The organism is Lysobacter sp. SCRH-1R, assembly GCF_057747855.1.
The window spans coordinates 3,569,026-3,594,121 of sequence record NZ_CM173227.1 but is presented as its reverse complement, the minus strand read 5'-3'; the positions used below and the strand labels follow the sequence as shown (position 1 = coordinate 3,594,121).

The following is a 25,096-nucleotide window of genomic DNA, read 5'->3' as shown; positions in this document are numbered from 1 at the left end:
GCCCGTCGCGCGCCTTGAACAACGCAGCCGCGCGCCCCATCCTTTCCGCATGGAATTGCCCACGATTTCCTCCACGCCGGACTACCAGTCCCTCGATCGCCCGCTGCAGTTCACGTCGGCCGCCGCCAGCAAGGTGCGCGAGCTGATCGCGGAGGAGGGCAACGACGCCCTCAAGCTGCGCGTGTACATCCAGGGCGGCGGCTGCTCCGGCTTCCAGTACGGTTTCGAGTTCGACGAACAGCAGGCCGAGGACGACCTCGCCGTGCAGACCGACGGCGTCACCCTGCTGGTCGATCCGCTGAGCCTTCAGTACCTGATGGGCGCGGAAGTCGACTACACCGAAAGCCTGCACGGCGCGCAGTTCGTGATCCGCAATCCGAACGCGAAGACCACCTGCGGCTGCGGTTCCTCCTTCGCGGTGTGAGCGACGCGACGGCTCCGTTCGCGTTCGTCGAGGCCGGCGCGGACGCCGCCTGTCGCGGTGCGCTCGATCGAGCCGACCGCCTGCGCGACGACCCCGACGCGCTGAAGGCGCTGTGGCCGAACGCCCGCATCGTGCTGCTGGACGAGAAGGGCAACGCCTCCGCCGATGACGACGGCCGCCCGCTGGCGCCGACCGGACACGAACTCAGCGAAGGCCCCGGCGGCGTGGGCGCGGCGGTGTTCCTCGGCCTCGATGCCGACGGCGGCGGCTGGTTCGCCCTGGAAGGCGCGCTCACCGCGTTCGTCGCTCCCCGCCGGATCGACCTGCGCAGCGCCGCAGCGTCGTGGCCGGCCTTCGATGCGAGCGTGTTCGCGCAGGCGCGCGCGCTGCAGCACTGGCGCAGCCGCCATCGCTACTGCGGCGTGTGCGGCGGCGAAGTCGCGCTGTCGCGCGCGGGCTGGCAGGGCCAGTGCACGAAGTGCGGTGTCGAACATTACCCGCGCACGGACCCGGCGGTGATCGTCGCCGTCACCGACGGCTCGCGCCTGCTGCTGGGCCGCCAGGCCGCGTGGCCGGCACGGCGTTACTCGGTGATCGCGGGCTTCGTCGAACCGGGCGAATCGCTGGAGCAGACCGTCGCGCGCGAAGTGCTGGAAGAAACCGGCGTACGCGTGCATCGCTGCCGTTACCTTGCGTCGCAACCGTGGCCGTTCCCCGGTTCGCTGATGATCGGTTTCGTCGCCGAAGCCGCGCCGGATGAGCCGCGGGTGGACGACGAACTGGAAGAGGCGCGCTGGTTCACCGCCGACGACGTCCGCCAGGCACGCCTGCGCGGCGAATGGGGCAGCACGCAGGACGACGGCGAAGGGCCGGTGCTGTCGCCGAGCATTTCGATCTCGCGGTGGTTGATCGAGCAGTGGCTGGCGGGACAGGGCGGGTGATTGTTTTCCGGCGGGAGCGGGCTCTTCATGTCGCATCATCGCTCGCGCACGGCGTCATTCCATAAGCCAGCATCATCCCGCAAGACCGACGTCATGCCGCAAGACCGACGTCATGCCGCAAGACCGACGTCATCCTCGTAAGACGAAACGTCATCGCGGCAACGGCCGGGATCCAGGCCCGTATCGCCTGGGCACTCCCGTGATCGCAGGCAATCACAACGTCATTCCCGCGAAGGCGGGAATCCAACTCTCCCGCCGCCACAGGTTCGACGACAGCGAACGCGTGCTTCGCAGGTAGTGCATCGCGAGTGCGAGCGTCCCCACTACGCCGCCCCTCACAACCCCTCTCCCGTTGGAAGAGGGGCCAAAGCGCGCCACCGGCTTCGTTGTCATCAACCGAAAGCAGCAATCCACCCCTCCGGCGCTAGAATCCCCACAGCCCCCTCGCGACCCGGAGCCGACCACGCAATGTCCGCCACCCTGATCGCCGTCGTCGTCGCGCTGGTGCTGGGCCACATGGCGCCGTCGCTTGCGGCGTCGGTGCGGCAGTACGGCTGGTATCGCGACTGGGTGCGTTGGCTGGACGCGCGCTTTCCCGAAGGCAGTTTCTGGCATGGCCGATGGGGCATCGCCTTCGCGCTGGTGCCGCCGCTGCTGCTCGTCGCGCTGTTCCAGCTTGCGCTGCACGAATCGCTGCTCGGACTGGTCAGCCTGATCTTCGGCATCGTCGTGCTGTTCTACGCCTGGGGTCCGCGCGATCTGGACGTCGATGTCGACGCCGTCGCCAACGCGCCCGACTCCACCGCGCGTCGCGCCGCGGCAACGCGCCTGTGGCCCGAGGGTGGCATGCCGGCCACGCTCGACGGCGGCAGCCTGGTCGAAGCCGTGTTCCGCAACGCGCAGCACCGCTGGTTCGGCGTGTTGTTCTGGTTCCTGGTGCTCGGCCCGGTGGGCGCGTTGCTGTACCGGCTCACCGCGCTGTCGGCCGAGGACGAAGCCGCCCATGCATTGCCGAACCCAACGCGCGAAGGCGCGCGCTTCCTGTTCGCGATCCTCGACTGGCCCGTCGCGCAGCTGATGACGCTGTCGCTCGCGCTGGTCGGGAATTTCGACACCGTGCTCGGTGCGTGGCGCGATGCCGGCGGCGCGTCGTTCGACGTGCGCCGCCGCTTCCTCGGCGCGGTCGCGCGTGCCAGCGTGAAATGCGAACTGGCCGATGAAGCCGCCGACTACGATGACGTCGGCACCGGCGTGGAAGCCGGCGATGCCGGCCTCGTCCCGCCGCTGCCGTTGCCCGCGTTCTCAGGCGAAGTGCCCGAGCTGCGCGATGCGATGAGCCTGGTGTGGCGCAGCCTGCTGGTGTGGCTGGCGGTGCTGGCGTTGTTCGTGATCGCCGGCTGGGTAAGCTGACCGCCGCTTCTGTGGCCCGGCACCCGGGATCACGCGTGACAGTCTCCCGGTGCGCTTCGCTTACCCGGGCTGCAACAGCACGATCTCAGCCCGGCGCCATCCACGCGAATGGCGCGAACGGCAGATTCCGCAGCACGCCGAACACCACCAGCGCGGCGATCCACACGCGCCCATCGTGCACGCGCCGGTCGAGCCAGCCCGGCAGCAACGGCCGCGCCAGCCACCACTGCAGCAGCATCGACGCCAGCAGCGGCAGCGCGATCACCGCCAGCGGATTCATCGTCCACGCACGCGCGACATCGCCATGCACCAGCGCATGCAGCATGCGCGTGAGCCCGCACCCCGGGCAGTGCAGCCCGGTCACGACATGGAACGCGCACGGCCACAGACCGCCCGCGTTCGGATCGACCACCCGCAACATCGCCGCGCCGCCCAGCGCGAACACCGCCGCGGCGCCCGCCACGACGGTGCGCGCGTGCGCCTTCGACGAAGCGCGGGCGGCGAGCGCGTTCATTGCTGCACGCGCTGCGCGTTTTCCAGTTCCTGCAGCATCTGCTGGTACTGCGCCATGCCGCCGGCGCTGATGAACCAGATCGTCCAGCACAGGCCGAGGATGGTCAGGCCGGTGGTGATCCAGCACCACAGCTTCGCGCGACGCGACGCGATCCACGCGCCCGCTTCGTCGCCCATGCCCAGCTTGCTGTTGACCTGCGCGGCGAACACGATCGCGACGATGCCCGGAATCGTGCCGATGACGCAGCAGAAGAAGATCGAGGCGATCGTGATGAGGATCGCCCACACCAGGTAATTCGGAATCCGCGTCGCCGTGGGCGAAGGCGACGGCGGGACGGGAGGCGGCACGTTCATGGCGGTCCTTCGGAATGCGCCGCCGGAACAGCGGCCCGCCGATGCTAGCAGCGGGCCCGCGACGCCGTCATCGCCGTCGCCTCAGGCCGCATCCCCGCGCATCTGCCGCACCTGCGCTTCCAGCGTCGCCGCGTCCACGCCGGCATCCAGGATGGGCGCCTGCGCCACCACGTCCACCGGCGCGCGGAAGCGGCGCGGCACACGCATGCGGCCCAGCCGCGTGTCGCGGCGACTCCACATGCTCGTCCACATGTTCCGCAGCGCCATCGGCACCACCGGCACGACCTGCCCGCGCGCGGCGGCACGTTCGAGGATGCGCTCCACGCCCGACTTGAACGGCGCGATCCGCCCATCCTTCGTCAACGCGCCTTCGGGGAAGATCCCGACCAGTTCGCCCTCGGCCAGCGCGGCGTCGATCTCGTCGAACGCGCGGCGCATCAGCTCCGGGTCCTCCTTCGCGCCGGCGATGGGAATGGCCTTCGCCGTGCGGAAGATCCAGCTCATCACCGGGATGTTGAAGATGCGGTGGTACATGACGAAGCGGATCGGCCGCGGCACGCTCGCCGCGAGGATCAGCGCGTCCATGTAGCTCACGTGGTTGCACACGATCAGCGCCGCGCCTTCGTCGGGCACGTGCTGCTCGATGCCGTGCGGGCGCATGCGGTACAGCACGCGCACCAGCACCCAGCTGAGGAAGCGCATCAGGAACTCGGGCACGATCGTGAAGATGTAGATCGCCACGACGACATTGGCGATCGCCAGCGCCAGGAACACCTGCGGGATCGTCCATCCGAAGAAGCGCTGCACCACGATGCCCAGCGCCGCCGCCAGCACGATGAAGCCGGCGTTCTGGATGTTCATGCCCGCGATCACGCGCGAGATCTCGCTGCGCGGCGTGCGGCTCTGGATCAGCGCGAACAGCGGCACCACGTAGAAGCCCGCGAACAGGCCGATGCCGACCAGGTCCATCGCGATGCGCCAGCTGCCCGGCTGCTGCATGAACCCCGCCACCGTGGACACCTGCACCGGCGCCGTGCCGCTGCGCGCGAAGTACAGGTCGATCATGAAGGCGCTCATGCCGAACGCGCCCAGCGGCACCAGGCCGATTTCCACCGTGCGCGCCGACAGCTTCTCGCACAGTATCGAGCCCAGCCCCGTGCCGACGGAGAACAGCGCCAGCACGAAGATGTACAGCGTGGTGCCGCCGCCCAGGTTGGTATCGGCGTAGGTGGGCAGCTGTGAGGTCAGCACCGTGCCGATGAACCAGAACCACGACACGCCCAGCACCGAATTGCGCACCGCCAGCTGCTTCTTCGCCAGCCGCAGCACGGCGAGCGACTCCGGCAGCGGATTCCAGTTGAACTTCAGGTCCGGCGCGCCCGCATCGGCCTTCGGGATGAAGCGGCTGACGAGGTTGCCGGTCACCGCGAGCAGGATGATCGCCGTCGCCGCAACGACGGGGCCGTGGCTTTCGGCGACGATGAAGATCAGTCCGCCGAAGATCATGCCGGCGAGGATCGAGATCGACGTCCCCATCTCCACCAGCCCGTTGCCGCCAGTGAGTTCCTCCGGCTTGAGCACCGACGGCAGGATCGAATACTTCACCGGCCCGAACAGCGTGGACTGCATGCCCGTGCCGAACAGCGCGATGAGCAGCACCACCATGTTCTGCGTGACGAACCCCACGGCCGCCAGCGACATGATCACGATCTCCATCGTGGTGGTGATGCGGATGAGCCGCGACTTCTCCAGTTTCTCCGCGATCTGCCCCGCCGTGGCCGAGAACAGGAAGTACGGCAGGATGAACAACGCCGGCGCGATGTTCGTGTAGAGCGTGCGCTCCTCCGGCGTCACCCCGAGCCAGAACAGCAGCCCGATGATCGCCTGCCGGTACACGTTGTCGTTGAACGCCCCCAGGCACTGGGTCACGAAGAACGGCAGGAAGCGCCGCTGCCGCAGCAGGTCGAACTGACTGTGTGCCATGCACTCAACGTAGGGGCTTGGGTTCGCGGGAGACTAGCAAATGCGGGTGGCGGGGTGAGGTGCGGTGGTTCCATGCGTTCGGTGGGATGGAGACTCCGGATTTGGAGCGTGCGTCGTCCCTGCGCTGAGCCCCTCTCCCGGCGGCGACCAAAGGGAGTGCAGCGCTGAGAGGGGGGAGGGCCGGCGGAGCGACGACGCTCGCACTCGCCAGCGCGTGCTTGGCGTTTTTGTAGCCCGGGTAAGCGAAGCGCACCCGGGGAGCGCCCCAGCTACCTCCCCGGGTGCGCTTCGCTTACCCGGGCTACAAGAGCCGTCTTCCGGCGAACCTCACCGTCGTCCCGACGAAGCCCGGGACCCAGGCCCGCACCGCATGGGCACTCCCACTCCACCTGACCGCCATTCCAGCGAAAGCTGGAACCCATCTCGCTGCTCCGACATCCCTTGCACGGCAACAAAAAGGCCCCGCATCGCGGGGCCTTGTTGTGGCGTCGAACGCGCGAACAATCAGCCCGCCGGCGCCTTCGCCGCCGCTTCCCGCGTGCCCACCGCAAACCGCTTCGACAACAGCTTCTTCAACGCCTCCACCCCGTCACCCTTGCCGACCGCCTTGAGCACCGCGTAACCCTCCAGCGCGGCGACCATCACGTCGCTGCCGAGCGCCATCTCGGCGTTGCGTGCCTGCTCCAGCACGCGCGTGAGCTTGACGACCCGCGACGCCAGCGCGTCGTGCGTGCCCAGGTCCCGCCGCATCTCCGCCGGATCGAAGTCGCGCGGCATCAGCGCGAGGTTCTCCTCCATCACGTCCAGCGCCTTGCGGCAGAACGCCTCCGACCCGTCGCCCATCTTGACCCACGCCTTCTTCTCGGCCGGCGTCACCGCCACCAGCAGCGGCTGCAACAGCACCTGCACGTTGGCGATCGCCGCGTCCAGCTCCGTCCAGTACCCATCCGGAAGCGTCGCGCTGATCAGGTTCTGACCCATGTTCCGTGTCTCCATGTCATCGCCGGCACCCGCCGGCGCTTTGAAGCTGGAACACGCTGGCCGGGCGGTCGATGCGAATTACTCGCAGGGCGAGGGCGCGCGGGAGGCGTGCGAGGGTGCGCGGCGCCCGCGAGCGGCTGCGCGGCAGACGGGCGTGGCTGCGCCACGGGGGCGCGAAGGTATCGGCCAGCGGCGCTAGCGTGTCCGGCCGCCGCGCGAAGGGGACCGGCAGGTCCGCGAGACTGCGCCGCGGCCGTGCGCGGCTGCGGGGCGGGCGCAAGAGGGTGATTCCGCACCGATGGAATCCATGCGACACGCGTTCCCGGGCGAAAGACCGCCGCTGCCGCCCCGGATTTGGGTGACGCAACCACGTTCTGACGTTACCGGGCGGAGAGACGGCTCCCCCCGACTCCCGGTTGCGCCGGTACCCTAACGCCGTACCGGGAGAACGACATGCTCAACGAAACCCTCCGTCGAGAAATCCTCAAGTTCCGCGACGACCGCGACTGGCGCCAGTTCCACAACCTGCGCACCTTGTCCACGTCCATCGTCCTGGAAGCGGCCGAGCTTGCCGAGCACTCGCAATGGACACGCGACAACGAACTCGACGCCGTCGTCCGCGATCGCAAGCCGCAGATAGAGCACGAAGTGGCCGACATCGTGATCCTGCTGACCTATCTCGCCGAAGACCTCGGCATCGATGTCGAGCGCGCCGTCCGGGAGAAGCTCGAGTTCAACGCGAAGCGGTATCCCGTCGAACGGGCGAAGGGATCCGCGCGCAAGTACGACCAGCTCTAGGGAAACGGAGAAAGATCAGGGATGTCCACGCTGCTCTACGCCGGCACGACGCCGGAATTCGTACAGGCGACCACCCACAACGCCATCGCGTACCGCCTCGCCGAAGCCTTCGAGGCCCACTACCGCTACGCACCTTCGAACGCCGAGTTCCAGTCCTGGCAGAACTCGTTGCGCTCGTTCTCCGACGTCCTGCGGACGGGCGACCTGATGCGGCAGGGCATCCTGCTCGAGTACCAGCTGCCGCTCTCGTCCAAGCGCATCGATGCCATCCTGACCGGGCGCGACGCCACGCGTGACCGCGCGGTCATCGTAGAGCTGAAGCAGTGGAGCGCGTCCGAACTCGGCAGCCACGACGATCTGTTGCGGACCTGGATTGGCGGCAATCATCGCGATGTCCTGCATCCGGCCGTGCAGGCCAACCAGTACAGGCGCTATCTGGAGGACATGCACGCGGTCTTCCACGAAGAGCGCGAACGCGTGCTGCTGGACGCATGCGCCTATCTCCACAACTACCGCCCGGTCAGCGCGGACCCGCTGTTCGACGTTCGGTCGGAAGCCGTGCGGCAGCTTGCACCCGTGTTCACGGCCGGGGACGTTCCGGCGCTCGCCGCCCATCTGTCGCATCGCCTGGGCGCGGGCGATGGGGAGCGGGTCATGGACCGGCTCGCGAAAAGCCGCTATCGCCCCGCCAAGAAACTGCTGTCGCACGTGTCCAGAGTCATCAGGGAAGAACCCGCGTTCGTGTTGCTGGACGAACAGCAGGTGATCTTCAGTCAGGTGCTCGCTGCCGTGGAAACCGCCACGCAGGACAGCCGGAAGCATGTTTTCCTCGTCCACGGTGGACCGGGCACGGGAAAATCTGTGCTCGCGCTGAACCTCCTCGGCGCACTCGCCGCGAAGGGATGCAACGCGCAGCACGCGACGGGTTCCAAGGCGTTCACCAAAACCCTGCAGAAGATCGTCGGCAGGCAGGCGGGCCAGCAGTTCCGCTATTTCAACAACTTCGGCCAAGCCGGCCGCAACGATGTCGACGTTCTGTTGTGCGACGAGGCGCATCGCATCCGCTCGACCAGCAACCACCGTTACACGAAGAAGGACCAGCTGTCCGACCGTTCTCAAATCCAGGAGATCATCGATGCGGCGCGCATTGCCGTCTTCTTCGTCGATGACCAGCAGATCGTGCGGCCGGACGAGATCGGCTCGTCCGCGCTCATCCGGGACGCCGCCGCGAACAACGGGTGCGTACTTCACGAGAGCACGCTGGAGACGCAATTCCGCTGCGCCGGATCCGACGGTTTCGTGAACTGGGTCGACAACACGCTGGAGGTACGCCGCACCGCAAACTGCTTTTCGATCAGACGCAGGAAACGTTCGAATTCGGCATCGTGGACAGCCCGGACGCGTTGGACGCCCTCATTCGCCAGAAGGCCGGCGAAGGACATTCGGCGCGTCTGGTCGCCGGCTACTGCTGGTCGTGGTCGAAGGAGCTTGGAAGCGATGGCCAACTTATCAAAGACGTCCGCTTGGGCGAGTTCGAAAGGCCCTGGAACGCGCGTTCGGAAATGACGGGACTTCCAAGGGGCGTGCCGAAGGCGGAATTCTGGGCGCACGATCCCGGCGGAATGGAACAGGTGGGCTGCATCTACACGGCCCAGGGGTTCGAGTTCGATTACGTCGGCGTGATCTGGGGACGCGATCTGCGTTATGAGCCGGGTGCCGGATGGGTCGGCGATCGGACCGTATCCCATGACACGCCAGTGAAGCGATCGAGGGATCGGTTCCTCGATCTGGTGAAGAACACCTATCGCGTTCTCCTCTCGCGTGGGATGAAGGGCTGCTACGTGTACTTCGAGGATCCCGAGACCGAGAAGTTCGTGCGTAGCCGCACCGAGCATCTGGGGTTGCAGCCCAAGCGGTCGGTGCCGATGCCGACGAAACGCGCGGAGGCGGCTCCGCCGCCGCTGGATGCGCGGCCGTTCCAGGTGGTGCGCGCAAGCGAAGCGCGGCCCTGGGAGAACGCGGTTCCGCTGCTCGACCTGAAGATCGCGGCCGGCGACTTCGGCGATGCGCACATGCTCGAGCACGACGCCGTGGAATGGGTCGCGCTACCGGACCACATCCGCATCGCGCCGGGCTACTTCGTGGCGCAAGTGCACGGCGAATCGATGAACCGCCGCGTGCCCAACGGCGCCTGGGTGCTGTTCTCGTCCGATGTTCGCGGTTCGAAACAGGGCCGTCTTGTGCTGGCCCGCAGGCACGACCTCGGAGATCCGGAAGACAGCGGTCGCTACACGCTGAAGGTCTATGACGCAACGAAGGCGGAAACCGACGACGGACCCGTGTACGAGCGCGTGTGGCTGAAACCCGACAGCAGCGATCCGGGCTTCAAGCCCATCCCGATCGATCTGGATGACGACGAACGTCCGGTGATCGCGGCATGGGTTGTCTCCGTGCTGGTGTAGGACGCGGTGCCTCCCTCCGCATCGGCGCAAAGGGAGACATGCGCGTGATGCGACGCTAGGCCGTGACGCGCTGGACGCACGCAAGCACGTCGTCCAGTTCTTCCGCGATGCGACTGAATGTGTCGGCGAGTGCATCTGCCGAAATCACGATCTCGTCCCGGTCGTTCTCGCTTCGCCCTTCGCTCAACTGCGTGAGCAGACGAAGGTGGTCGCGGGTGTGTTGCAGGCTGACGTGTGCGGCGAGGGGGAGCAGGTAGTTGCTGTTGGGCGGGGTGGTCTCGGTACTGCGGGGTCCGTTTCGCATCGTGGGGTTCCTGGCTTGTCTGGCCGGCTCGCGCTGCGGAATTGCAGGCGCGAGGTTGTCGGGAGGTTCAAACACCGTAAGCACCGGCTGGGCGTATTTCCCTTTCGGGTGTTGTATTCCGCCGCCCTCCCGACGCAGTGCACGTGCGTCGGTGTGCCTTTGATAAGGCACAAAAAAGCCACCGGTGATGCGGAGGTGGCTTCCGCTGCTTACGGAGGTTTGAAACTCCGTGGAAGCGAGTCTGCTGATGCGGCTTCAGCGCATCAAGGCGATTACGTAAGAGAGTTTCGCGGGTGGCATGGCGTGGCGTCACAGTTCGTTGCATTGGCTGCCATGCATCGTGAATGCATCGGCACCGGCATCACCATCGCCATCACACGGCGCTGCATCGATCGCATCGATCTTGCGAAGCGCCATCCGTGAAGCGGACGGAGTTCGCTCACGCCCACATCCGCAACGGCACCAACCCCCACCACGCGAGCACGGCCACCCACTGCAGCACCGCGAGCATCGCGGTCGCGTCCATCGTCGTCCGCAACGACCACGGTCTGCGACGCAGCGCTGCGATCAGGCCCGCCAGCAGCGTCAACGGCCATAGTGCGGTGACGGCGGCCAGCAGGGCGCTGGCGAAGGTCAGGTCGCCCAGTTGCAGGAAGGACTGCCGATGGAAGAACGGTAGCGGCAGCAGCAGGGCGAGCAGGCCGGCGAAGGGGATCAGTACCGCGTGGTTCGACGCCTTCCGCCGGACCAGCACGAGGACGCCGGAGGCCAGCAGCCACACGCAGCCGAGCAGTCCGGCGATCAGGCTGGCCCACAGCAATGCCATGCGGACGAGCGAGGCGCGTTCGTAACTCTGAAGGCCCGTGCCGATGATGCGGCGGCCGTCGGGTGTGGTGATCAGTGCGTGCGAGGCGATGGTGCGTTCGGTTGCGCGAAGCAGGCGGTCGCCTGTGGGACGCAACGTGATTTCCTTCGACTGGAACGGCTTGAAGCGCAGCGCATCTCCATCGCGGCGCACGCGCACGAAGTTCAGCGTGGTGTCCAGCCATTCCAGGCTCGCGAACCGATTGGGCGAGGGGACGTAGATGCCTTCCCAGTCGTCGAGGTCCACTCGTGGCGCGGCGGCGCGTTGCGTCTGTATTGGCGACAGCGACAGCGACTCGATGAGGATGCGGTCGAGGCGTCCGTAGTCGGCGCCTTCGATGTCGGCGTTGATCGCCACGAAGAACGCGCGCTGCTCGCGTGGAAACAGGCACAGCATCGCGCGATAGCCGACGGTGCTGCCGCCGTGGCAGCGGCCGACGGCGCCGTGGCGATCGCGCGTGGACAGGCCGAGCCCATAGCCCACGCGCAGGCCGGCGTCGGCGGCTTCGGTGGCGACGGGTTCGCCCGTCGCGCGCAGCAATGCGGCGTCGATGAAGGGCGCGCCGTCTACGCGCCCGTCGCCCATCAGGAAGCGCGCGAGGCGGCCCATGTCGGCGGCGGTGGTCGTGAACTGTCCGGCGGGGCGGATGAAGCTGGGCACGGCCGCGTGCGTCGCGCCGTTCTCGAAGTGCCCCATCGCAAGGCGCGTGTCCGCGTGTTCGCCGTCCTGCGTGGTGAACGCGAACGTGCTGTCGTGCATCCGCAGCGGCTTGAGCAGGTGCGCGTCGAGGTAGGTCTCGTAACGCGTACCGGTGATGCGTTCGATCACCATGCCCAGCAGCGTGTAGCCGGTGTTGGAGTACGAATGCCGCGTGCCGGGGCGGCTGCGCACGCGCAACGGTCCGCGTCCGTCGAAGGTGGCGCGCAGCGGCGTGTCCTCGCGCGGGACGAGCGTGAACGCCTGCGAGAAGCGCACATCGTCCAGGCCCGCGGTGTGGTCGAGCAGGTGGCGGATGCGGATCGGGTCCGTGGCTGCCCACGGGTTGTCGAAGTCGATACCGGGCAGCAGCGGAGCGACGGGCGTGTCGAGCGCGAGCTTGCCCTGCGTGATCAGCGCTAGCACGCCGGTCGCGAGCAGCGTCTTGGCGACGGAGCCGACGTGGACACGGTCGTTCGCCTGCATCGGCTTGCCTGTGCGGGCGTCGCGCGCGCCGGCCGCACCGGTGGCGATGGTGTCGTCGATGAGCGTGGACCACACGGCGCCTTGCAGGCCCTGCGATCGCAGTTCCTGCGCCATCGTCTCGTGAAGCGTGGCGGTGGCGGCGCCGCCGGTGCAGGGAAGCGCGAACAGCGCGAGGGTGCATGCCAGGCGACGCAGCGCCTGCTGGAACGGTCCGGTGTTCACGAAGGTGTGCGGCCTTGCGATGGCAGGGGCCAGTGTCGGGGGACGGGCGGATCGGAGCCTGTGTCCTTCGTCACGAGGCCCAATGGTGGCTGACCGGTGGGTTTTTCGGCCGGTTCACCTGTGCATCGCTAGGCTGCGGGCGCGATCCACAACAGGAGGTCGTCATGTCGGCCGACACCAAATCCCCGCTCGACCACGTCAACGACACGCTGCTGCAGCTCAAGGAAATGCGGCATTACGCGAAGGGCAACGTGGAGCGGCTCACCGCGCAGTGGTTGCTGTTCGACGGCGAACTGGCGAAGTTGAAGGAAGCCGGGAACATCGAGGATCTGATGACGCGGCAGGCGGAGTTCTATGACGCGCTGGAGCGCGTGATCGCGGAGCTGGAGGAGGTGGTGGTGAAGCTGACGCCTGCGCCGGAGGAGGGGGCGGCGTAAAGGCTTCCTCGAACTGGTCGCGCTAAGAAGCCAGAACCAGCAGCGCTGTGCGTTTGAGGTGGGTTGCCGCGAACGCTTCGTTACCCCTGCCCGGCCCGAACGCATAGCGTTCGGGCGTTCGAAGGCGCGCGAACCAGTGGTTCGCAAGCAGCGCCTTCTCACCCCCAACCCCTCTCCCGGCGGGAGAGGGGCTTAAACGCGGGGTTTAGGTTACGCCAGCTCTTCCGCCCGCTCACGCTCGATCGCGCGCCAGCCGATGTCGTGGCGGTGGAATTCGCCGTGCCACGAGATGCCGGCCACGCCTTCGTATGCCTTGTGCTGCGCATCGGCGACGGTGTCGCCCAGCGCGCACACGCACAGCACGCGGCCGCCTGCGGTGACGATGTGCTCGCCTTCCAGCTTCGTGCCGGCATGGAACACCTTCACATCGATCACTTCGGGGGCGTCCCAGCTGCCGATGACATCGCCCGTGCGCGGCGTGCCGGGGTAGCCTTCGGCGGCCATCACCACGCCGAGCGAGGGACGCGAATCCCACTGCGCGGTGGTCCTGTCCAGCTTGCCGTCGATGGCCGCTTCGACCAGATCCAGCAGGTCCGAACGCAGGCGCAGCATCACCGGCTGGGTTTCCGGGTCGCCGAAGCGCACGTTGAACTCGATGACCTTCGGCGCGCCGCTCTTGTCGATCATCAGGCCGGCGTAGAGGAAGCCGGTGAAGGGAATGCCGTCGGCGATCATGCCGCGCACGGTGGGTTCGACCACCTCGCGCATGATGCGCGCGTGCACGTCGGGCGTGACCACGGGCGCGGGCGAGTACGCGCCCATGCCGCCGGTGTTGGGGCCGGTGTCGCGGTCGCCCACGCGCTTGTGGTCCTGGCTGGTCGCCATCGGCAGCGCGTGCTGGCCGTCGACCATCGAGATGAAGCTGGCTTCCTCGCCGTCGAGGAACTCCTCGATCACCACGCGCGCGCCGGCCGAGCCGAAGGCGTAGTCGGAGAGCATGTCGGTGATGGCGGCTTCGGCGTCGGCCAGCGTCATCGCGACGATCACGCCCTTGCCGGCCGCGAGGCCGTCGGCCTTGATGACGATGGGCGCGCCCTTCTCCTGCACGTACTCGAGTGCGGCCTCGGCTTCGGTGAACACCGCGTAGTGCGCGGTCGGAATGCCGTGGCGCGCGAGGAAGTTCTTCGCGTAGGCCTTGCTGCCTTCCAGCTGCGCGGCGGCGGCGGTCGGGCCGAAGACGCGGTGGTGCTTCTCGCGGAAACGGTCGACCACGCCGTTCACCAGCGGGCCTTCCGGGCCGACCACGGTGACGCTGACGCCTTCGCGTTCGACCAGCGCGAGCAGGCCGTCGATGTCGGACGCGGGCACGTCCACGTTGCGGCACTTGGTTTCCGTCGCGGTGCCGGCGTTGCCCGGCGCGACGAGGACTTCGCTCACGCGCTTGGACTGCGCGAGTTTCCAGGCCAGGGCGTGCTCGCGACCGCCGGAACCGATGACGAGGACTTTCATGGTGCGCGCTCCTGCTGATGGGCCTGCGTAAGGTCCCGATTTTACGGGCCGCGGCAGGGCGCCGGTACCCGGCTGGTACCATCGCGAGCCCGCGGCCCGGCCGCGTGGATGTCATTCCGGCGATGTCGTTGCGCGTCCGGCCCCTTCCGGGAGCCGCGCGGCGCGGATGAACGCGCCCCCACAGGAATCCCCGATGGAAGCCGCAGCCCACCTGATCGAAACGTTGTTGTCGCCCGTGATCGGCCTGATCAACAAGGTCCTGTGGGACTACGTGCTGGTCTACGGCCTGCTCGCGGTGGGCCTGTACTTCACGGTGCGGCTGCGCTTCGTGCAGGTGCGGCGCTTGCCGCACATGCTGCACGTCATCGGGCGCGGCACGGATGGCGACAACGCCGGCATCTCGCCGTTCCAGGCGCTGTGCACGTCGCTGGCCTCGCGCGTGGGCACGGGCAACCTCGCCGGCGTGGCCATCGCGCTGAGCGTGGGCGGGCCGGGCGCGCTGTTCTGGATGTGGTGCACGGCGGTGCTCGGCATGGCGACGGCCTACGCCGAGAGCGCGCTGGCGCAGCTCTACAAGGTGCGCGACGAGAACGGCCAGTACCGTGGCGGGCCGTCGTACTACATGTCGCGCGGGCTGAAGAAGCCGTGGATGGGCGTGGCCTTCGCGCTGTGCCTGCTGCTCACCTACGGTCTGGTGTTCAGCAGCGTGCACGCCAATGCGATGGCGCAGTCGCTGCGCAGCGCGTTCGGTTTCAGCCAGGCGCAGATCGCGACCGGGCTGGTGCTGCTCACCGCGGTGATCATCTTCGGCGGCCTGCGCACCATCGCGCGTTTCGCCGAATGGGTGGTGCCGTTCATGTCGGTGGCGTACCTCGGGCTGGCCGCGTGGGTGGTGGTGACCCATCTGGGGCAGGTGCCTGAGGTGCTGTCGCTCGTGCTGCGCAGCGCGTTCGGGCTGGATGCGGCGGCGGGCGGCATCTTCGGCGCGATCGCGGTGGCGATGCTGCAGGGCGTGAAGCGCGGCCTGTATTCCAACGAGGCCGGCATGGGCAGCGCGCCGAACGTCGCCGCTGCCGCGACGCCGGTGCCGCATCACCCGTCCAGCCAAGGCTTCGTGCAGTCGCTGGGCGTGTTCATCGACACGCTGCTGATCTGCTCGGCGACCGGCTTCGTGATCCTGCTCTCGGGCGTGCTCGGGCAGGACGGCGACGGCGTGCAGATCACCCAGAACGCGATGACCGTGTTCTTCGGCGGCTGGGGCACGTATTTCGTGGCGATCGCGCTGTTCTTCTTCGCCTTCACCACCATCATCGGCAACTACTCCTACGCCGAGAGCAACCTGCTCTACCTCGGCGGCGGGCGCTGGAGCCTGCTCGCGCTGCGCGTGGCGGCGCTGGCGGTGATCGTATGGGGCGTGTACTCGAAGGTGCAACTGGTGTGGGACGCGGCCGATGCGGCGATGGCGCTGATGGCGTCGATCAACCTGGTGGCGATCGTCATGCTCTCCGGCGTGGTCATCAAGCTGACGCGCGATTACGACCGCCAGCTGTCCGAAGGCCGCTCGCCGACGTTCCACATCGCGCAGTACCCGGAACTGGGCGACGGCGTGGACCACGAGATCTGGAAGGAACAGCCGCCGCGCGGGTAAGCGCGGGCGCGCGCCTCGCGCCTCAGTGCGACGTGTCGGAGAAGGAGGGGTGGTAGCGGACCTCGCCCTTCGGCGCGTCGTCGCCGAAGGTCAGGGACTGGAAGTACTGCGGCGGGGCGTCGGCGTAGCGCAGCTCGCCGTCGTTGCGGAAGCCGAAGCGGCCGTAGTAGTCCGGTTCGCCCAGCACGACGCAACCGGCGGCGCCCCGTTCGGCGATTTCGGCCAGCCCGGCGCGGATCAGCGCGCTGCCCACGCCGTGGCCCTGGTCCCCGGGGGCGACCGCGACCGGGCCGAGTCCGTACCAGTCCTTCGCGCCGTCGATGGCGACCGGCGAGAACACCGCGACACCGGCAATGCGGCCGTCGATGTCGGCCACCAGGCACAGGCTGAGGTCGCCGTCCTCGCGCAGGGCATCGACGATGCGTTGCTCGATGCGTCCGTTGCCGTCCGACTCGGCGAAGGCCTCGCCGAGCAGTTCACGGATCGCGGCGTGATCGTCCTGGGTTTCGGTGCGGATCCACATAAGCCCTCCGGGTGCGTGGGCGCAGTCTGGCCCGGGGGCGGTTATGGCGGGGTGGTGGCGATGAGGTCGGCCCCGCGGTCGTTCGGCGCGCGTTTGTAGCCCGGGCAAGCGAAGCGCACCCGGGGAGGAGGCCGGCATGCAACCCGGGTGCGCTTCGCTTGCCCGGGCTGCAGGGGCGAATCCGCAGGACTCAGTGGCGGAAGTGCCGCACGCCCGTGAACACCATCGCCAGGCCGTGTTCGTCGGCGGCGGCGATGACTTCGCTGTCGCGCATCGAACCGCCCGGCTGGATCACGGCCTTGATGCCGGCCTCCGCCGCCGCGTCGATGCCGTCGCGGAACGGGAAGAACGCGTCCGACGCCATCACGGAACCCGGCACGATCAGGCCCGCGTCGTTCGCCTTGATGCCGGCGATGCGCGCCGAATACACCCGGCTCATCTGGCCTGCGCCGACACCGATGGTGCGGTGGTCCTTCGCATAGACGATCGCGTTGGACTTCACGAACTTCGCCACGCGCCACGCGAACAACAGGTCGTCCAGCTGCTCCTTGGTCGGCGCGATCTTCGTGACGACCTTCAGCTCCTCGCGCGTGACTTCGCGGATGTCGGCGGTCTGCATCAGCAGGCCCGAGCCCACGCGCTTCACGTCGACGTTGTTGCGGCCCTCGCCGTGCGGAATGCGCAGCACGCGCACGTTCGCCTTCTTGCGCGCGTAGTCGAGCGCGGCTTCCTCGTAATCCGGGGCGATCAGCACCTCGACGAACTGGCGATCGAGGATGGCCTTCGCGGTGGCCGCATCCAGCGTCTTGTTGAACGCGATGATGCCGCCGAACGCGGAGGTCGGGTCGGTCGCGTAGGCGAGCTCGTACGCATCGCCGCAAGCCACGCCTTCGGCCACGCCGCACGGGTTGGCGTGCTTGACGATCACGCACGCCGGGCGCTCGAACTGACGCACGCATTCCCACGCGGCGTCGGCGTCGGCGAGGTTGTTGTAGCTCAGCTCCTTGCCCTGCAGCTGGGTGAACGTCGCCAGCGTGCCCGGCACCGGCCACAGGTCGCGGTAGAACGCGCCGGCCTGGTGCGGATTCTCGCCGTAGCGCAGGTCCATCACCTTCACGAAGCTGCCGTTCGCCTGCGCGGAGAACGCTGCGCGCGAACCATCCTCGACGTTGATCGACGACAGATGGTCGCTGATGCGCGCGTCGTACTGCGCGACGCGGTTGAATGCGGCGACCGACAGCGCGAAGCGCGTCCTGCCGGAGATCGCGCCGCCGTTGCCGTTGAGCTCGGCGAGCAGCGCGTCGTACTGCGCCGGATCGGTCGCCACCGCCACGCGCGCGAAGTTCTTCGCCGCCGAACGCAGCATCGCCGGGCCGCCGATATCGATGTTCTCGATGATCTCCTCGAGCGTGGAGTCGGGATTCGCCGACACCTTCTCGAACGGATACAGGTTCAGCACCAGCAGGTCGATCGCGCCGATGCCGTGCTGCGCCATCACCGCGTCGTCGATGCCGGCGCGGCCGAGCAGGCCGCCGTGCACGATCGGGTGCAGCGTCTTGACGCGGCCGTCCATCATCTCGGGGAAGCCGGTGATATCGCTGACGTCCTTCACCGGCAGGCCGGCGTCGCGGATCGCCTTCGCGGTGCCGCCGGTGGAGAGCAGTTCCACGTCGAGCGCATGCAGGGCGCGGGCCAGTTCGATCAGGCCGGTCTTGTCGGACACGGACAGCAGGGCGCGGCGGACGGTGACCGGCGGGCCGGACAGGAGTTCGGAAGTCATGGGCTCGGAACGTGCGGCGGGGAGCCGGGAATTATACGGGGGTGGGGTGGCCGGGACCTCGGGCCGTCAACCGCCGCCTTCGTAGCCCGGGTAAGCGCAGCGCACCCGGGGAAGCGTGCCGGATGCGTTTCGCGCAATGCTTCGCGATGCGCCAACCCGGGTGCGCTGCGCTTACCCGGGCTACAAAAGCACGGAGGCGGCGTTTGCCCGGATGAGGTCCGACGTGCTGGACGAACGCGAATGCGTTCGCACGGACGCGCTTGAACGCGCTTAGTCGAGCCCGTACTCGCGCAGCTTCTTGCGCAATGTGGCGCGATGGATGCCGAGCATCGATGCGGCGCGGCTCTGGTTGCCGTCGCAGTGCTGCAGCACTTCGACGAACAGCGGGATCTCGAGTTCGCGCAGCGCGATCTCGTAGAGGTTCTCGGTGCCGTGACCGTCCAGATCGCCCAGGTAGCGACGGATCGACGTGGCGACGTGGTCCCGCAGCGGCACGCGCGGAGCGGGTCGTGCGGTGTCGGTGCGGTCGGTTGCGGCGTTCAAACGGAAATCCCCAGTCATCGCGTCGACCCTGGCCCGGTGCAGGGGCGACGGAAGGGCGAGTCTAGCGTGCGCCTGTCGCAGGCGCCAATGATCGCGGCGGCTCAGCGGAAATCGAAGGTAAACGCAACGATGCGCGGTGCCGGTTCCACGACCTGGAACGTCACGTTCGCGCTCTGTCCGGGCAACAACCGGTCGTCGGGACGGTGAGCGGCGCGATATTCCTGCGGAGCGAACGCGCGGACGCCGACGGGACGGCCATCCACGTCCGACAGACTCAACACCAGTGTCGGCCAGGGCTGCGGCCAGCGCGCATCGTTGCGGAAACTCGCATCGACCGCGAGCACGCCGGCCGCGCCGGTCTGCGGTCGCACGCTGCGCTGGAGCATCGTGAAAGCGGCCGGCTCGCGCCACGCCGGCACCTCGCAGCGCAACACGCCGCAGACGCCTGCGACGAACGGTCGCCAGCGCGGATCGGCGGCGAGTTCATGCCGCTGAGCCAGCAGCAGTTGCAGTACGAACAACACCGCCAGCACGGCGATGCCCGCATACCAGCCCCAGTGCGTGCGCGCGGACGTGTGCTGCACGGCGTGGCGCGCGAAACTCGGCGCGCCCTTGCGACGCGGACGCGCGGCGCGCTTGCCGCCGCGCGCCGGCGTGCCGCCGACGGTGGCCGCGGCGATGGCGTCTTCGTAACTCGGCGCGGGTGCGGGTTCGGAGGTCTCGATCGGCGCGGCCGTTCCGATCGGCGCGATGGTGCCGACCGCATCGGTTGCATCGGCAACCGTCGGCGCCGCTTCGTCGGGTGAGACGAGTTGTGCCGGTGTCGTGTCGGGTTGCTCGACGGCGCTGTCCGCAGCCGCGTCATCGGACTCCTGCACCAGGCCGTCGCAACGCGGGCAGCGTTGCGGCGCACCGTCCGGGCGGACGATGAGCGCGACCAGGAAACCGCAATGCGGGCAGGGAACGAACATGGCGGCTATTCAAGCATGCCGCCGCGCACCGATGTCATCGGCGGCGCACGCCTGTGACGCGCATCCAGTCTTCCATGCGCGTGGCCTGGAGCTGTTCGAAGTCGGCGCGGTAACGTTCGATGACCTCGTCTTCCTGCCCGGCGAGGATGCCCGACATCGCGATGCGACCGCCCGGCGCAACGCGCGCGGACAGCGTGTCGGCGAGCGACACCAGCGCCGAGGCGAGGATGTTCGCGACCACGACCGGATAGGTTTCCACCGGCTCGCCCTGCGGCGAGTACGCGACCAGCCGATCGGCCACGCCGTTGCGCTGCGCGTTGTCGTCGGTGGCGGTGAGCGCCTGCGGATCGTTGTCCACGCCGACCGCCTGCGCCGCGCCGAGCTTCAGCGCGGCGAGCGCGAGGATGCCCGAGCCGCAGCCGAAATCGAGCACGCGCCGGCCCTGCAGCACGCCCTCGTCGGCCAGCTCGTCCAGCCATTGCAGGCACAGCGCGGTGGTCGGGTGCGTGCCCGAGCCGAAGGCGAGACCGGGATCGAGCCGGACGACCGCGGCGTCGGGCGCATCGGCGCCTTCGGGGAGGTCGTGGTTCCACGGCACGATCCAGGTGCGACGGCCGAAACGCAGCGGCTCGTACTGGTCCATCCAGGCGCGTTCCCAGTCCTGGTCCGCGACCTCGCGGAAACCCGCGCGCGACCAGTCCAGGCCGTCGTCGGCGGCATCGAGCGCGTACAGCAGCAGTTCCGGTGCGGTGCCGGCCTCGAACAGCGCCGTCAGCACCAGCTCGTTCCACAGCGGCTGCTCGCCGACGCCGGGCTCGAAGATCGCCTGTTCGTCGGGCGCGTCGGCGTGGGCGTCGGCCAGCGTGACGGCCAGGGCGCCGACGCTTTCCAGCGCGCGCTCGTAGCGCGGCTGCTGGGCTTCGGTGCACGGCAGGGTGAGTTCGAGGAACGGCATGGCAGGCACGGCGGGGAACGACGGGCGGCCATGGTGGGCCGTGGCGGGGGCGGCGTAAAGCGGGCGTGGGTCACGGCCCGCGAGGCCGGATCGCGCGTTCAGGCGACTGTCCACGGCGGTTTGCCCGGTTTGGCCTAGAATGGCGCGACGCCGCCGCCCGCCGGCGACCCCACGCCCATGGCCGATACCCTGCAAACCGGGATGAGAGGACGATCGCCTTCGTGGCCGAGCACCCGCACGCTCGCCTGGGCGACGTTGGCGCTGCTCGTCGTCGCCTCGGTGGCGGCGTGGGTGCAGGGCGGGGATCACACGAGCGTCGAACGCGTCGCGATCGCCACCGCGGTGGATGCGCGCCTGCCCGAACACGCGCACGCCCCGTCGGCCGATCGCGCGCGTCCCGACGCGATTCCGGCGCCGGCCATCGGCACCGCCGTGCGCGCCTCCTCGATCCGCGAGCGCTTCGACACCGCCGACGATCTGTACGCCTATGCGCAATCGCTGGAGCCCGCCGTGCGCGAGCGCGACGCCGACGCGATCTGGATGGTCAGCCGCGTGTACGAATACTGCTCCGGTTTCGCGATGGCGCCGGCGGCGTTCGATCGCGACACGCGCGTGATCGGCGAGATGGGCATGCGCGGTTCGGCGGCGATGGTCGCCGCGCGCGAACGCGTCAGCCGCCGCTGCGCGCGCTTCGTGCCGCAGGACGAACTGACGCCGCGCATGATCGTGCTCAAGCGCGTGGAAGCCGCCGAAGCCGGCAGCGTCGCCGCCGAGGCGTCGCTGATGGCGGCCGGCGAACCGTTGCAGGACACGCCCGAATACAAGCGCGAGCTCGTCGATCGCGTGCAGGAATCCGAGGATCCGGAAGCCTATTCCGCGCTCGCTCCGGCAATGGGCATCGCCGCGAGCGGCAAGGTCGAATACACCGGTGAAGTCGCCGGCACGCAGTTCTCCGAACTGGCCTGGCAACTGGCCGCATGCCGGCTCGGCATGGACTGCACGTCCGAGAGCGCGCTGATGACCTCGTACTGCGCGAACGGCGGCATCTGCTCGAGCGTGCCCGGACAGGATTTCGAACGCTTCGTTTTCGACGCCGCGGTCCCGCGCCAGGGCGTGGACGTCATCAATGACATGGTCGACTCGCTCATGGGCGGGAAGAGGGAACTGAAATGAACAACCTTCCTATCAACAAGCGGCCTCTGGCCGGCAAGTTCCGCCGCTATTTCTGGGTGCTGCTGTTCGCGACCTATTCGGTGGGCGCGGCCGGGGTGATGATCGACGTGCTCGCCGACGAGTACCGCCATCTTTCGCAGGTCGCGGTGACGACGGTGGGTTCCTCCGACGAGATGCGGGTGTCGGGCGCGGCGCAGGTCGCGGCGGTGTATCGCGCCAGCAGCGGCGCGCCGTTCTCGACGCTGCCGCCGGGCAGCACCTTCAAGGTCGTGTGGCCCGACGGTTCCAGCGAGTACGTGATGGTCGTCAGCGCATCATCCGGCAGCGGCGTGCATCCCATCGCCGGCACGCAGAGCAAGGCCCGGCCCGCCGCGAACGACGCCACGGCCGACGCATCGCAGTCCGTCACGCGCTGAACCATCGCGCCCCCGGTCGGGGCACGCGCGGGTTCAGCGCGACGACCGGTCGATGCGCCCGGTGGACGCGGCGTCGAGCTGCGGCGGCACGAAATCCACCGGCACGCGCACCATCGCACCCTTCGGCTGCCGTTCGGACTGGATGCGCCATCCCCAGGCGACGTCGATCGCCGATTGATCCAGCAGCGGTTGGCCCGAGGATCCGCTCAGGCGCACCGCACGCACTTCCCCGCACGGGTTCACCAGCAGGCGCAGCTCGACGCTTCCGCCTTCGCCGCCGCGCGCGAGCGACGCGGGATAACGCGGCGCGGCCATCGACTTCGGCGCGGGCGTGCAGGCTTCGTGTTCGATCAGCTGCCGCCATGCGGCGTAGGACGCGCTCTCGTCGGCGGTGGCCGGCTCCGGCGGCGACATGGCCGCGGTGGTGGTGCGCAGCTTGCGGCAGGACGCCGCGGCCGGATCGCAATGCACGCGGGCGACGATTCGGTAGGTCGATGCATCCGACCGGTCGATCACCTGCACCGCGTTCGTCGGCCAGCGGCCCTGCTGCGGCGGATCGAAGGTCCATTGCCCGGCGGACTCGCCCTGGTCGATCGAGAAGCTGGTGAGGTCGGGGCGGAACGCGAAGTAATCCGCATCGGCCAGCAGCGCCAGCTCGGCCTCGTCCATCGTGCCGCTGTTGCGGTACCAGCCCAGCAGCTGTTCGCGATACAGCCGCGCGACGACGTCCGCGTCGGCGCCGGCCGATTCCACCTGCAGCCAGCCGGTCGAAGGTTTCGCGCCGCCGTCCTTCGGCGCCGCGGTGGCCTGCGTGGAGGCCATTCCGATCACGAGGGCGATGAGCAGTCGCGTGGTCATGCAGTGTCCCCAACGAAAGCGGGTCGAAAAAAAAACCGCGGCTTTCGCCGCGGTTTCGGTCACACGATCGAGAGCGCCTTTTCCTTCTGTTCCTTCAGGCGCTTCTCCAGGTAGTGGATGTTCATGCCGCCCTGCTGGAAACCGGCGTCGGACATGATCCGCTGCTGCAGCGGGATGTTGGTCTTGATGCCGTCCACCACCATCTCGCTCAGCGCCACGCGCATGCGCGCGATGGCCGTTTCGCGATCGGGCCCGTGCACGATCAGCTTGCCGATCATCGAGTCGTAGTTCGGCGGCACGCGATAGCCTTCATAGATGTGGCTGTCCACGCGCACGCCCGGGCCGCCCGGGGCGTGGAAGTGCTGGATCAGTCCGGGGAACGGCATGAAGGTTTCCGGATCCTCGGCGTTGATGCGGCACTCGATCGCGTGGCCTTCCAGCACGATGTCGCTCTGCCTGATCGAGAGCTTGTGGCCGGCGGCGATCATCAGCTGCTCGCGCACCAGGTCGATGCCGGTGACCATCTCGGTGACCGGATGCTCCACCTGGATGCGGGTGTTCATCTCGATGAAGTAGAAGCGGCCGTTCTCGTAGAGGAACTCGAACGTGCCGGCGCCGCGATAGCCGATGCGCAGGCAGGCTTCCACGCAGACCTTGCCGATCTCCGCGCGCTGCTCGGGCGTGATGCCCGGCGCCGGCGCTTCCTCGACGACCTTCTGGTGGCGGCGCTGCATCGAGCAGTCGCGTTCGCCCAGGTGGATCGCGTTGCCCTGGCCGTCGGCGAGGACCTGGATCTCCACGTGGCGCGGGTTCTCCAGGAACTTCTCCATGTAGACCATGTCGTTGCCGAACGCGGCCTTCGCTTCGGACTTCGTGGTCTGGATGGCCGCGGTGAGGTGCGCCTCGGTGTGCACCACGCGCATGCCGCGACCGCCACCGCCGCCGGCCGCCTTGACGATGACGGGATAGCCGATCTCGCGCGCGATCTTGACGTTGGTCGCCGCGTCGTCGCCGAGCGGGCCGCCGCTGCCGGGCACGCACGGCACGCCGGCGGACTTCATCGCGCGGATGGCTTCGACCTTGTCGCCCATCAGGCGGATCGTGTCGGCCTTCGGTCCGATGAAGATGAAGCCGGACTGCTCCACGCGCTCGGCGAAGTCGGCGTTTTCCGACAGGAAGCCGTAGCCGGGATGGATCGCCTGCGCGTCGGTCACCTCGGCGGCGGCGATGATCTGCGCCATGTTGAGGTAACTGTCGGTCGACGGCGCCGGACCGATGCAGACCGATTCGTCGGCCATCGCGACGTGCTTGAGGTTGCGGTCGACGGTGGAGTGCACCGCGACCGTGCGGATGCCCAGCGCGTGGCACGCGCGCAGGATGCGCAGCGCGATTTCACCGCGGTTGGCGATTACGACTTTATCGAGCATGGGAGGGCCGTGATTCGTGATTCGTGATTGGTGATTCGTTCAAGCGTGCGGTGATGCTCTTCATCAGCGCATTCAACTTGGCGAACGTTCGATCCAGCGTTTGTTCCAGTTCGGTGGGGACTGCGCCGAACTCCAATCGGACAGCGATCTGAAGTTGGGTATCGAGCTCGGAAAGTGATCCGCGGGCAATGGACAGGAAGCGATGCAGTTCGCTTCGCGACTTGCGTGCGGCGCCTTCGGCAATGTTGGACGGAACGCTCACGGCGGCGCGCCTAACCTGCGACGTCAAGCCAAAGCGTTCGTCGGCAGGAAAACCAGCGGAGTACGCATAAACCGCAGACACCAGATCCATGGCGTCATGCCACACCTCCAGGCGCTGGTGCGGACGCTTTTCCGAATCACGAATCACGAATCACG

General features: G+C 68.2%; 24 protein-coding genes and 1 pseudogene. 10 read left to right on the top strand and 15 right to left on the bottom strand.

What is annotated here, in order from left to right:
• Positions 1-49 precede the first annotated feature (49 nt).
• The 3 genes from erpA to AC3ANK_RS16420 all read left to right on the top strand — a co-directional run bounded on the left by erpA (position 50) and on the right by AC3ANK_RS16420 (position 2,775).
• A complete protein-coding gene (gene erpA / locus AC3ANK_RS16430; RefSeq protein WP_206862219.1) occupies positions 50-424 on the top strand; it encodes an iron-sulfur cluster insertion protein ErpA in 375 nt (124 codons plus the stop codon).
• Positions 421-1,365 carry an NAD(+) diphosphatase gene (nudC, locus tag AC3ANK_RS16425; protein ID WP_206862218.1) on the top strand — a complete coding sequence of 315 codons (945 nt, stop codon included), beginning with the start codon at positions 421-423 and terminating at the stop codon, positions 1,363-1,365. The genes erpA and nudC overlap by 4 nt, the downstream gene beginning before the upstream one ends.
• A 468-nt stretch (positions 1,366-1,833) precedes the next feature.
• Positions 1,834-2,775, top strand: a complete 942-nt coding sequence (locus AC3ANK_RS16420; RefSeq protein ID WP_206862217.1) for a regulatory signaling modulator protein AmpE — start codon at positions 1,834-1,836, stop codon at positions 2,773-2,775.
• Between the two features lie 85 nt (positions 2,776-2,860).
• Here AC3ANK_RS16420 and AC3ANK_RS16415 read toward each other — a convergent pair whose 3' ends face one another.
• From AC3ANK_RS16415 to AC3ANK_RS16400, 4 genes are all read right to left on the bottom strand, one after another.
• Positions 2,861-3,289, bottom strand: coding sequence for a DUF2752 domain-containing protein (locus AC3ANK_RS16415; protein ID WP_484171535.1), 429 nt, complete (start codon positions 3,287-3,289; stop codon positions 2,861-2,863).
• On the bottom strand, positions 3,286-3,642 hold the full coding sequence (locus tag AC3ANK_RS16410; protein WP_206862215.1) for a CD225/dispanin family protein: 357 nt from the start codon (positions 3,640-3,642) through the stop codon (positions 3,286-3,288). Before AC3ANK_RS16410 ends, AC3ANK_RS16415 begins: the two co-directional genes overlap by 4 nt.
• A gap of 81 nt (positions 3,643-3,723) precedes the next feature.
• Positions 3,724-5,625 (bottom strand): MFS transporter, encoded by a 1,902-nt coding sequence (locus tag AC3ANK_RS16405; protein ID WP_206862214.1) that lies wholly within the window; start codon positions 5,623-5,625, stop codon positions 3,724-3,726.
• A 504-nt stretch (positions 5,626-6,129) separates the two neighbouring features.
• On the bottom strand, positions 6,130-6,606 hold the full coding sequence (locus AC3ANK_RS16400) for a hypothetical protein (RefSeq protein WP_484171534.1): 477 nt from the start codon (positions 6,604-6,606) through the stop codon (positions 6,130-6,132).
• Between the two features lie 453 nt (positions 6,607-7,059).
• Between AC3ANK_RS16400 and AC3ANK_RS16395 the strand changes: the two genes are divergently transcribed.
• The 3 genes and pseudogenes from AC3ANK_RS16395 (at position 7,060) to AC3ANK_RS16385 (ending at position 9,866) form a co-directional block, all read left to right on the top strand.
• Positions 7,060-7,404 (top strand): nucleotide pyrophosphohydrolase, encoded by a 345-nt coding sequence (locus tag AC3ANK_RS16395; protein WP_206862213.1) that lies wholly within the window; start codon positions 7,060-7,062, stop codon positions 7,402-7,404.
• Positions 7,405-7,425: 21 nt separating this feature from the next.
• Positions 7,426-8,691: pseudogene (locus tag AC3ANK_RS16390) on the top strand (DNA/RNA helicase domain-containing protein); the annotation flags it as partial.
• Positions 8,643-9,866: a S24 family peptidase gene (locus AC3ANK_RS16385; RefSeq protein ID WP_484171533.1), complete on the top strand. Its 1,224-nt coding sequence runs from the start codon at positions 8,643-8,645 to the stop codon at positions 9,864-9,866. The pseudogene AC3ANK_RS16390 and the gene AC3ANK_RS16385, both read left to right, overlap by 49 nt.
• Positions 9,867-9,921: 55 nt before the next feature.
• On the opposite strand, the gene AC3ANK_RS16380 is transcribed toward AC3ANK_RS16385, so the two are convergent.
• Together AC3ANK_RS16380 and AC3ANK_RS16375 are read right to left on the bottom strand one after the other, a co-directional pair.
• Positions 9,922-10,170 carry an XAC0095 family protein gene (locus AC3ANK_RS16380; protein WP_206862211.1) on the bottom strand — a complete coding sequence of 83 codons (249 nt, stop codon included), beginning with the start codon at positions 10,168-10,170 and terminating at the stop codon, positions 9,922-9,924.
• A 439-nt stretch (positions 10,171-10,609) separates the two neighbouring features.
• A complete protein-coding gene (locus tag AC3ANK_RS16375; protein WP_206862210.1) occupies positions 10,610-12,439 on the bottom strand; it encodes a serine hydrolase in 1,830 nt (609 codons plus the stop codon).
• 164 nt (positions 12,440-12,603) lie between these two features.
• Between AC3ANK_RS16375 and AC3ANK_RS16370 the strand changes: the two genes are divergently transcribed.
• Entirely contained in the window at positions 12,604-12,876 is a 273-nt protein-coding gene (locus AC3ANK_RS16370) for a hypothetical protein (RefSeq protein ID WP_206862209.1), read from the top strand.
• 210 nt (positions 12,877-13,086) lie between these two features.
• Here AC3ANK_RS16370 and purD read toward each other — a convergent pair whose 3' ends face one another.
• Positions 13,087-14,385 carry a phosphoribosylamine--glycine ligase gene (purD, locus tag AC3ANK_RS16365; protein WP_206862208.1) on the bottom strand — a complete coding sequence of 433 codons (1,299 nt, stop codon included), beginning with the start codon at positions 14,383-14,385 and terminating at the stop codon, positions 13,087-13,089.
• Between the two features lie 193 nt (positions 14,386-14,578).
• On the opposite strand from purD, the gene AC3ANK_RS16360 reads away from it, so the two are divergent.
• Positions 14,579-16,033 (top strand): alanine/glycine:cation symporter family protein, encoded by a 1,455-nt coding sequence (locus tag AC3ANK_RS16360; protein WP_206862207.1) that lies wholly within the window; start codon positions 14,579-14,581, stop codon positions 16,031-16,033.
• A 22-nt stretch (positions 16,034-16,055) separates the two neighbouring features.
• Here the strand turns inward: AC3ANK_RS16360 and AC3ANK_RS16355 are convergent, their stop codons facing one another.
• The 5 genes from AC3ANK_RS16355 to prmA form a co-directional block, all read right to left on the bottom strand.
• Entirely contained in the window at positions 16,056-16,556 is a 501-nt protein-coding gene (locus AC3ANK_RS16355; RefSeq protein ID WP_206862206.1) for a GNAT family N-acetyltransferase, read from the bottom strand.
• Positions 16,557-16,746: 190 nt separating this feature from the next.
• A complete protein-coding gene (gene purH / locus AC3ANK_RS16350; protein WP_206862205.1) occupies positions 16,747-18,336 on the bottom strand; it encodes a bifunctional phosphoribosylaminoimidazolecarboxamide formyltransferase/IMP cyclohydrolase in 1,590 nt (529 codons plus the stop codon).
• A gap of 270 nt (positions 18,337-18,606) precedes the next feature.
• The gene (gene fis / locus AC3ANK_RS16345; RefSeq protein ID WP_206862204.1) at positions 18,607-18,879 is read right to left on the bottom strand and encodes a DNA-binding transcriptional regulator Fis; all 273 of its coding nucleotides are present in this window, start codon (positions 18,877-18,879) and stop codon (positions 18,607-18,609) included.
• Between the two features lie 101 nt (positions 18,880-18,980).
• Positions 18,981-19,850, bottom strand: a complete 870-nt coding sequence (locus AC3ANK_RS16340) for a DUF3426 domain-containing protein (protein WP_206862203.1) — start codon at positions 19,848-19,850, stop codon at positions 18,981-18,983.
• 34 nt (positions 19,851-19,884) lie between these two features.
• Positions 19,885-20,805, bottom strand: a complete 921-nt coding sequence (gene prmA, locus AC3ANK_RS16335; protein ID WP_206862202.1) for a 50S ribosomal protein L11 methyltransferase — start codon at positions 20,803-20,805, stop codon at positions 19,885-19,887.
• Between the two features lie 177 nt (positions 20,806-20,982).
• Between prmA and AC3ANK_RS16330 the strand changes: the two genes are divergently transcribed.
• Together AC3ANK_RS16330 and AC3ANK_RS16325 are read left to right on the top strand one after the other, a co-directional pair.
• Positions 20,983-21,978: a hypothetical protein gene (locus AC3ANK_RS16330; RefSeq protein ID WP_484171532.1), complete on the top strand. Its 996-nt coding sequence runs from the start codon at positions 20,983-20,985 to the stop codon at positions 21,976-21,978.
• Positions 21,975-22,394 carry a hypothetical protein gene (locus AC3ANK_RS16325; RefSeq protein ID WP_206862201.1) on the top strand — a complete coding sequence of 140 codons (420 nt, stop codon included), beginning with the start codon at positions 21,975-21,977 and terminating at the stop codon, positions 22,392-22,394. Before AC3ANK_RS16330 ends, AC3ANK_RS16325 begins: the two co-directional genes overlap by 4 nt.
• Before the next feature lie 33 nt (positions 22,395-22,427).
• Here the strand turns inward: AC3ANK_RS16325 and AC3ANK_RS16320 are convergent, their stop codons facing one another.
• Genes AC3ANK_RS16320 through AC3ANK_RS16310 form a run of 3 tightly spaced genes read right to left on the bottom strand, consistent with a single transcriptional unit; the run spans position 22,428 to position 25,088 of the window.
• Positions 22,428-23,252 carry an energy transducer TonB gene (locus AC3ANK_RS16320; protein WP_206862200.1) on the bottom strand — a complete coding sequence of 275 codons (825 nt, stop codon included), beginning with the start codon at positions 23,250-23,252 and terminating at the stop codon, positions 22,428-22,430.
• Between the two features lie 59 nt (positions 23,253-23,311).
• On the bottom strand, positions 23,312-24,679 hold the full coding sequence (accC, locus tag AC3ANK_RS16315; protein ID WP_206862199.1) for an acetyl-CoA carboxylase biotin carboxylase subunit: 1,368 nt from the start codon (positions 24,677-24,679) through the stop codon (positions 23,312-23,314).
• Positions 24,669-25,088: a four helix bundle protein gene (locus tag AC3ANK_RS16310; protein ID WP_206862198.1), complete on the bottom strand. Its 420-nt coding sequence runs from the start codon at positions 25,086-25,088 to the stop codon at positions 24,669-24,671. The genes accC and AC3ANK_RS16310 overlap by 11 nt, the downstream gene beginning before the upstream one ends.
• Positions 25,089-25,096 lie beyond the last annotated feature (8 nt).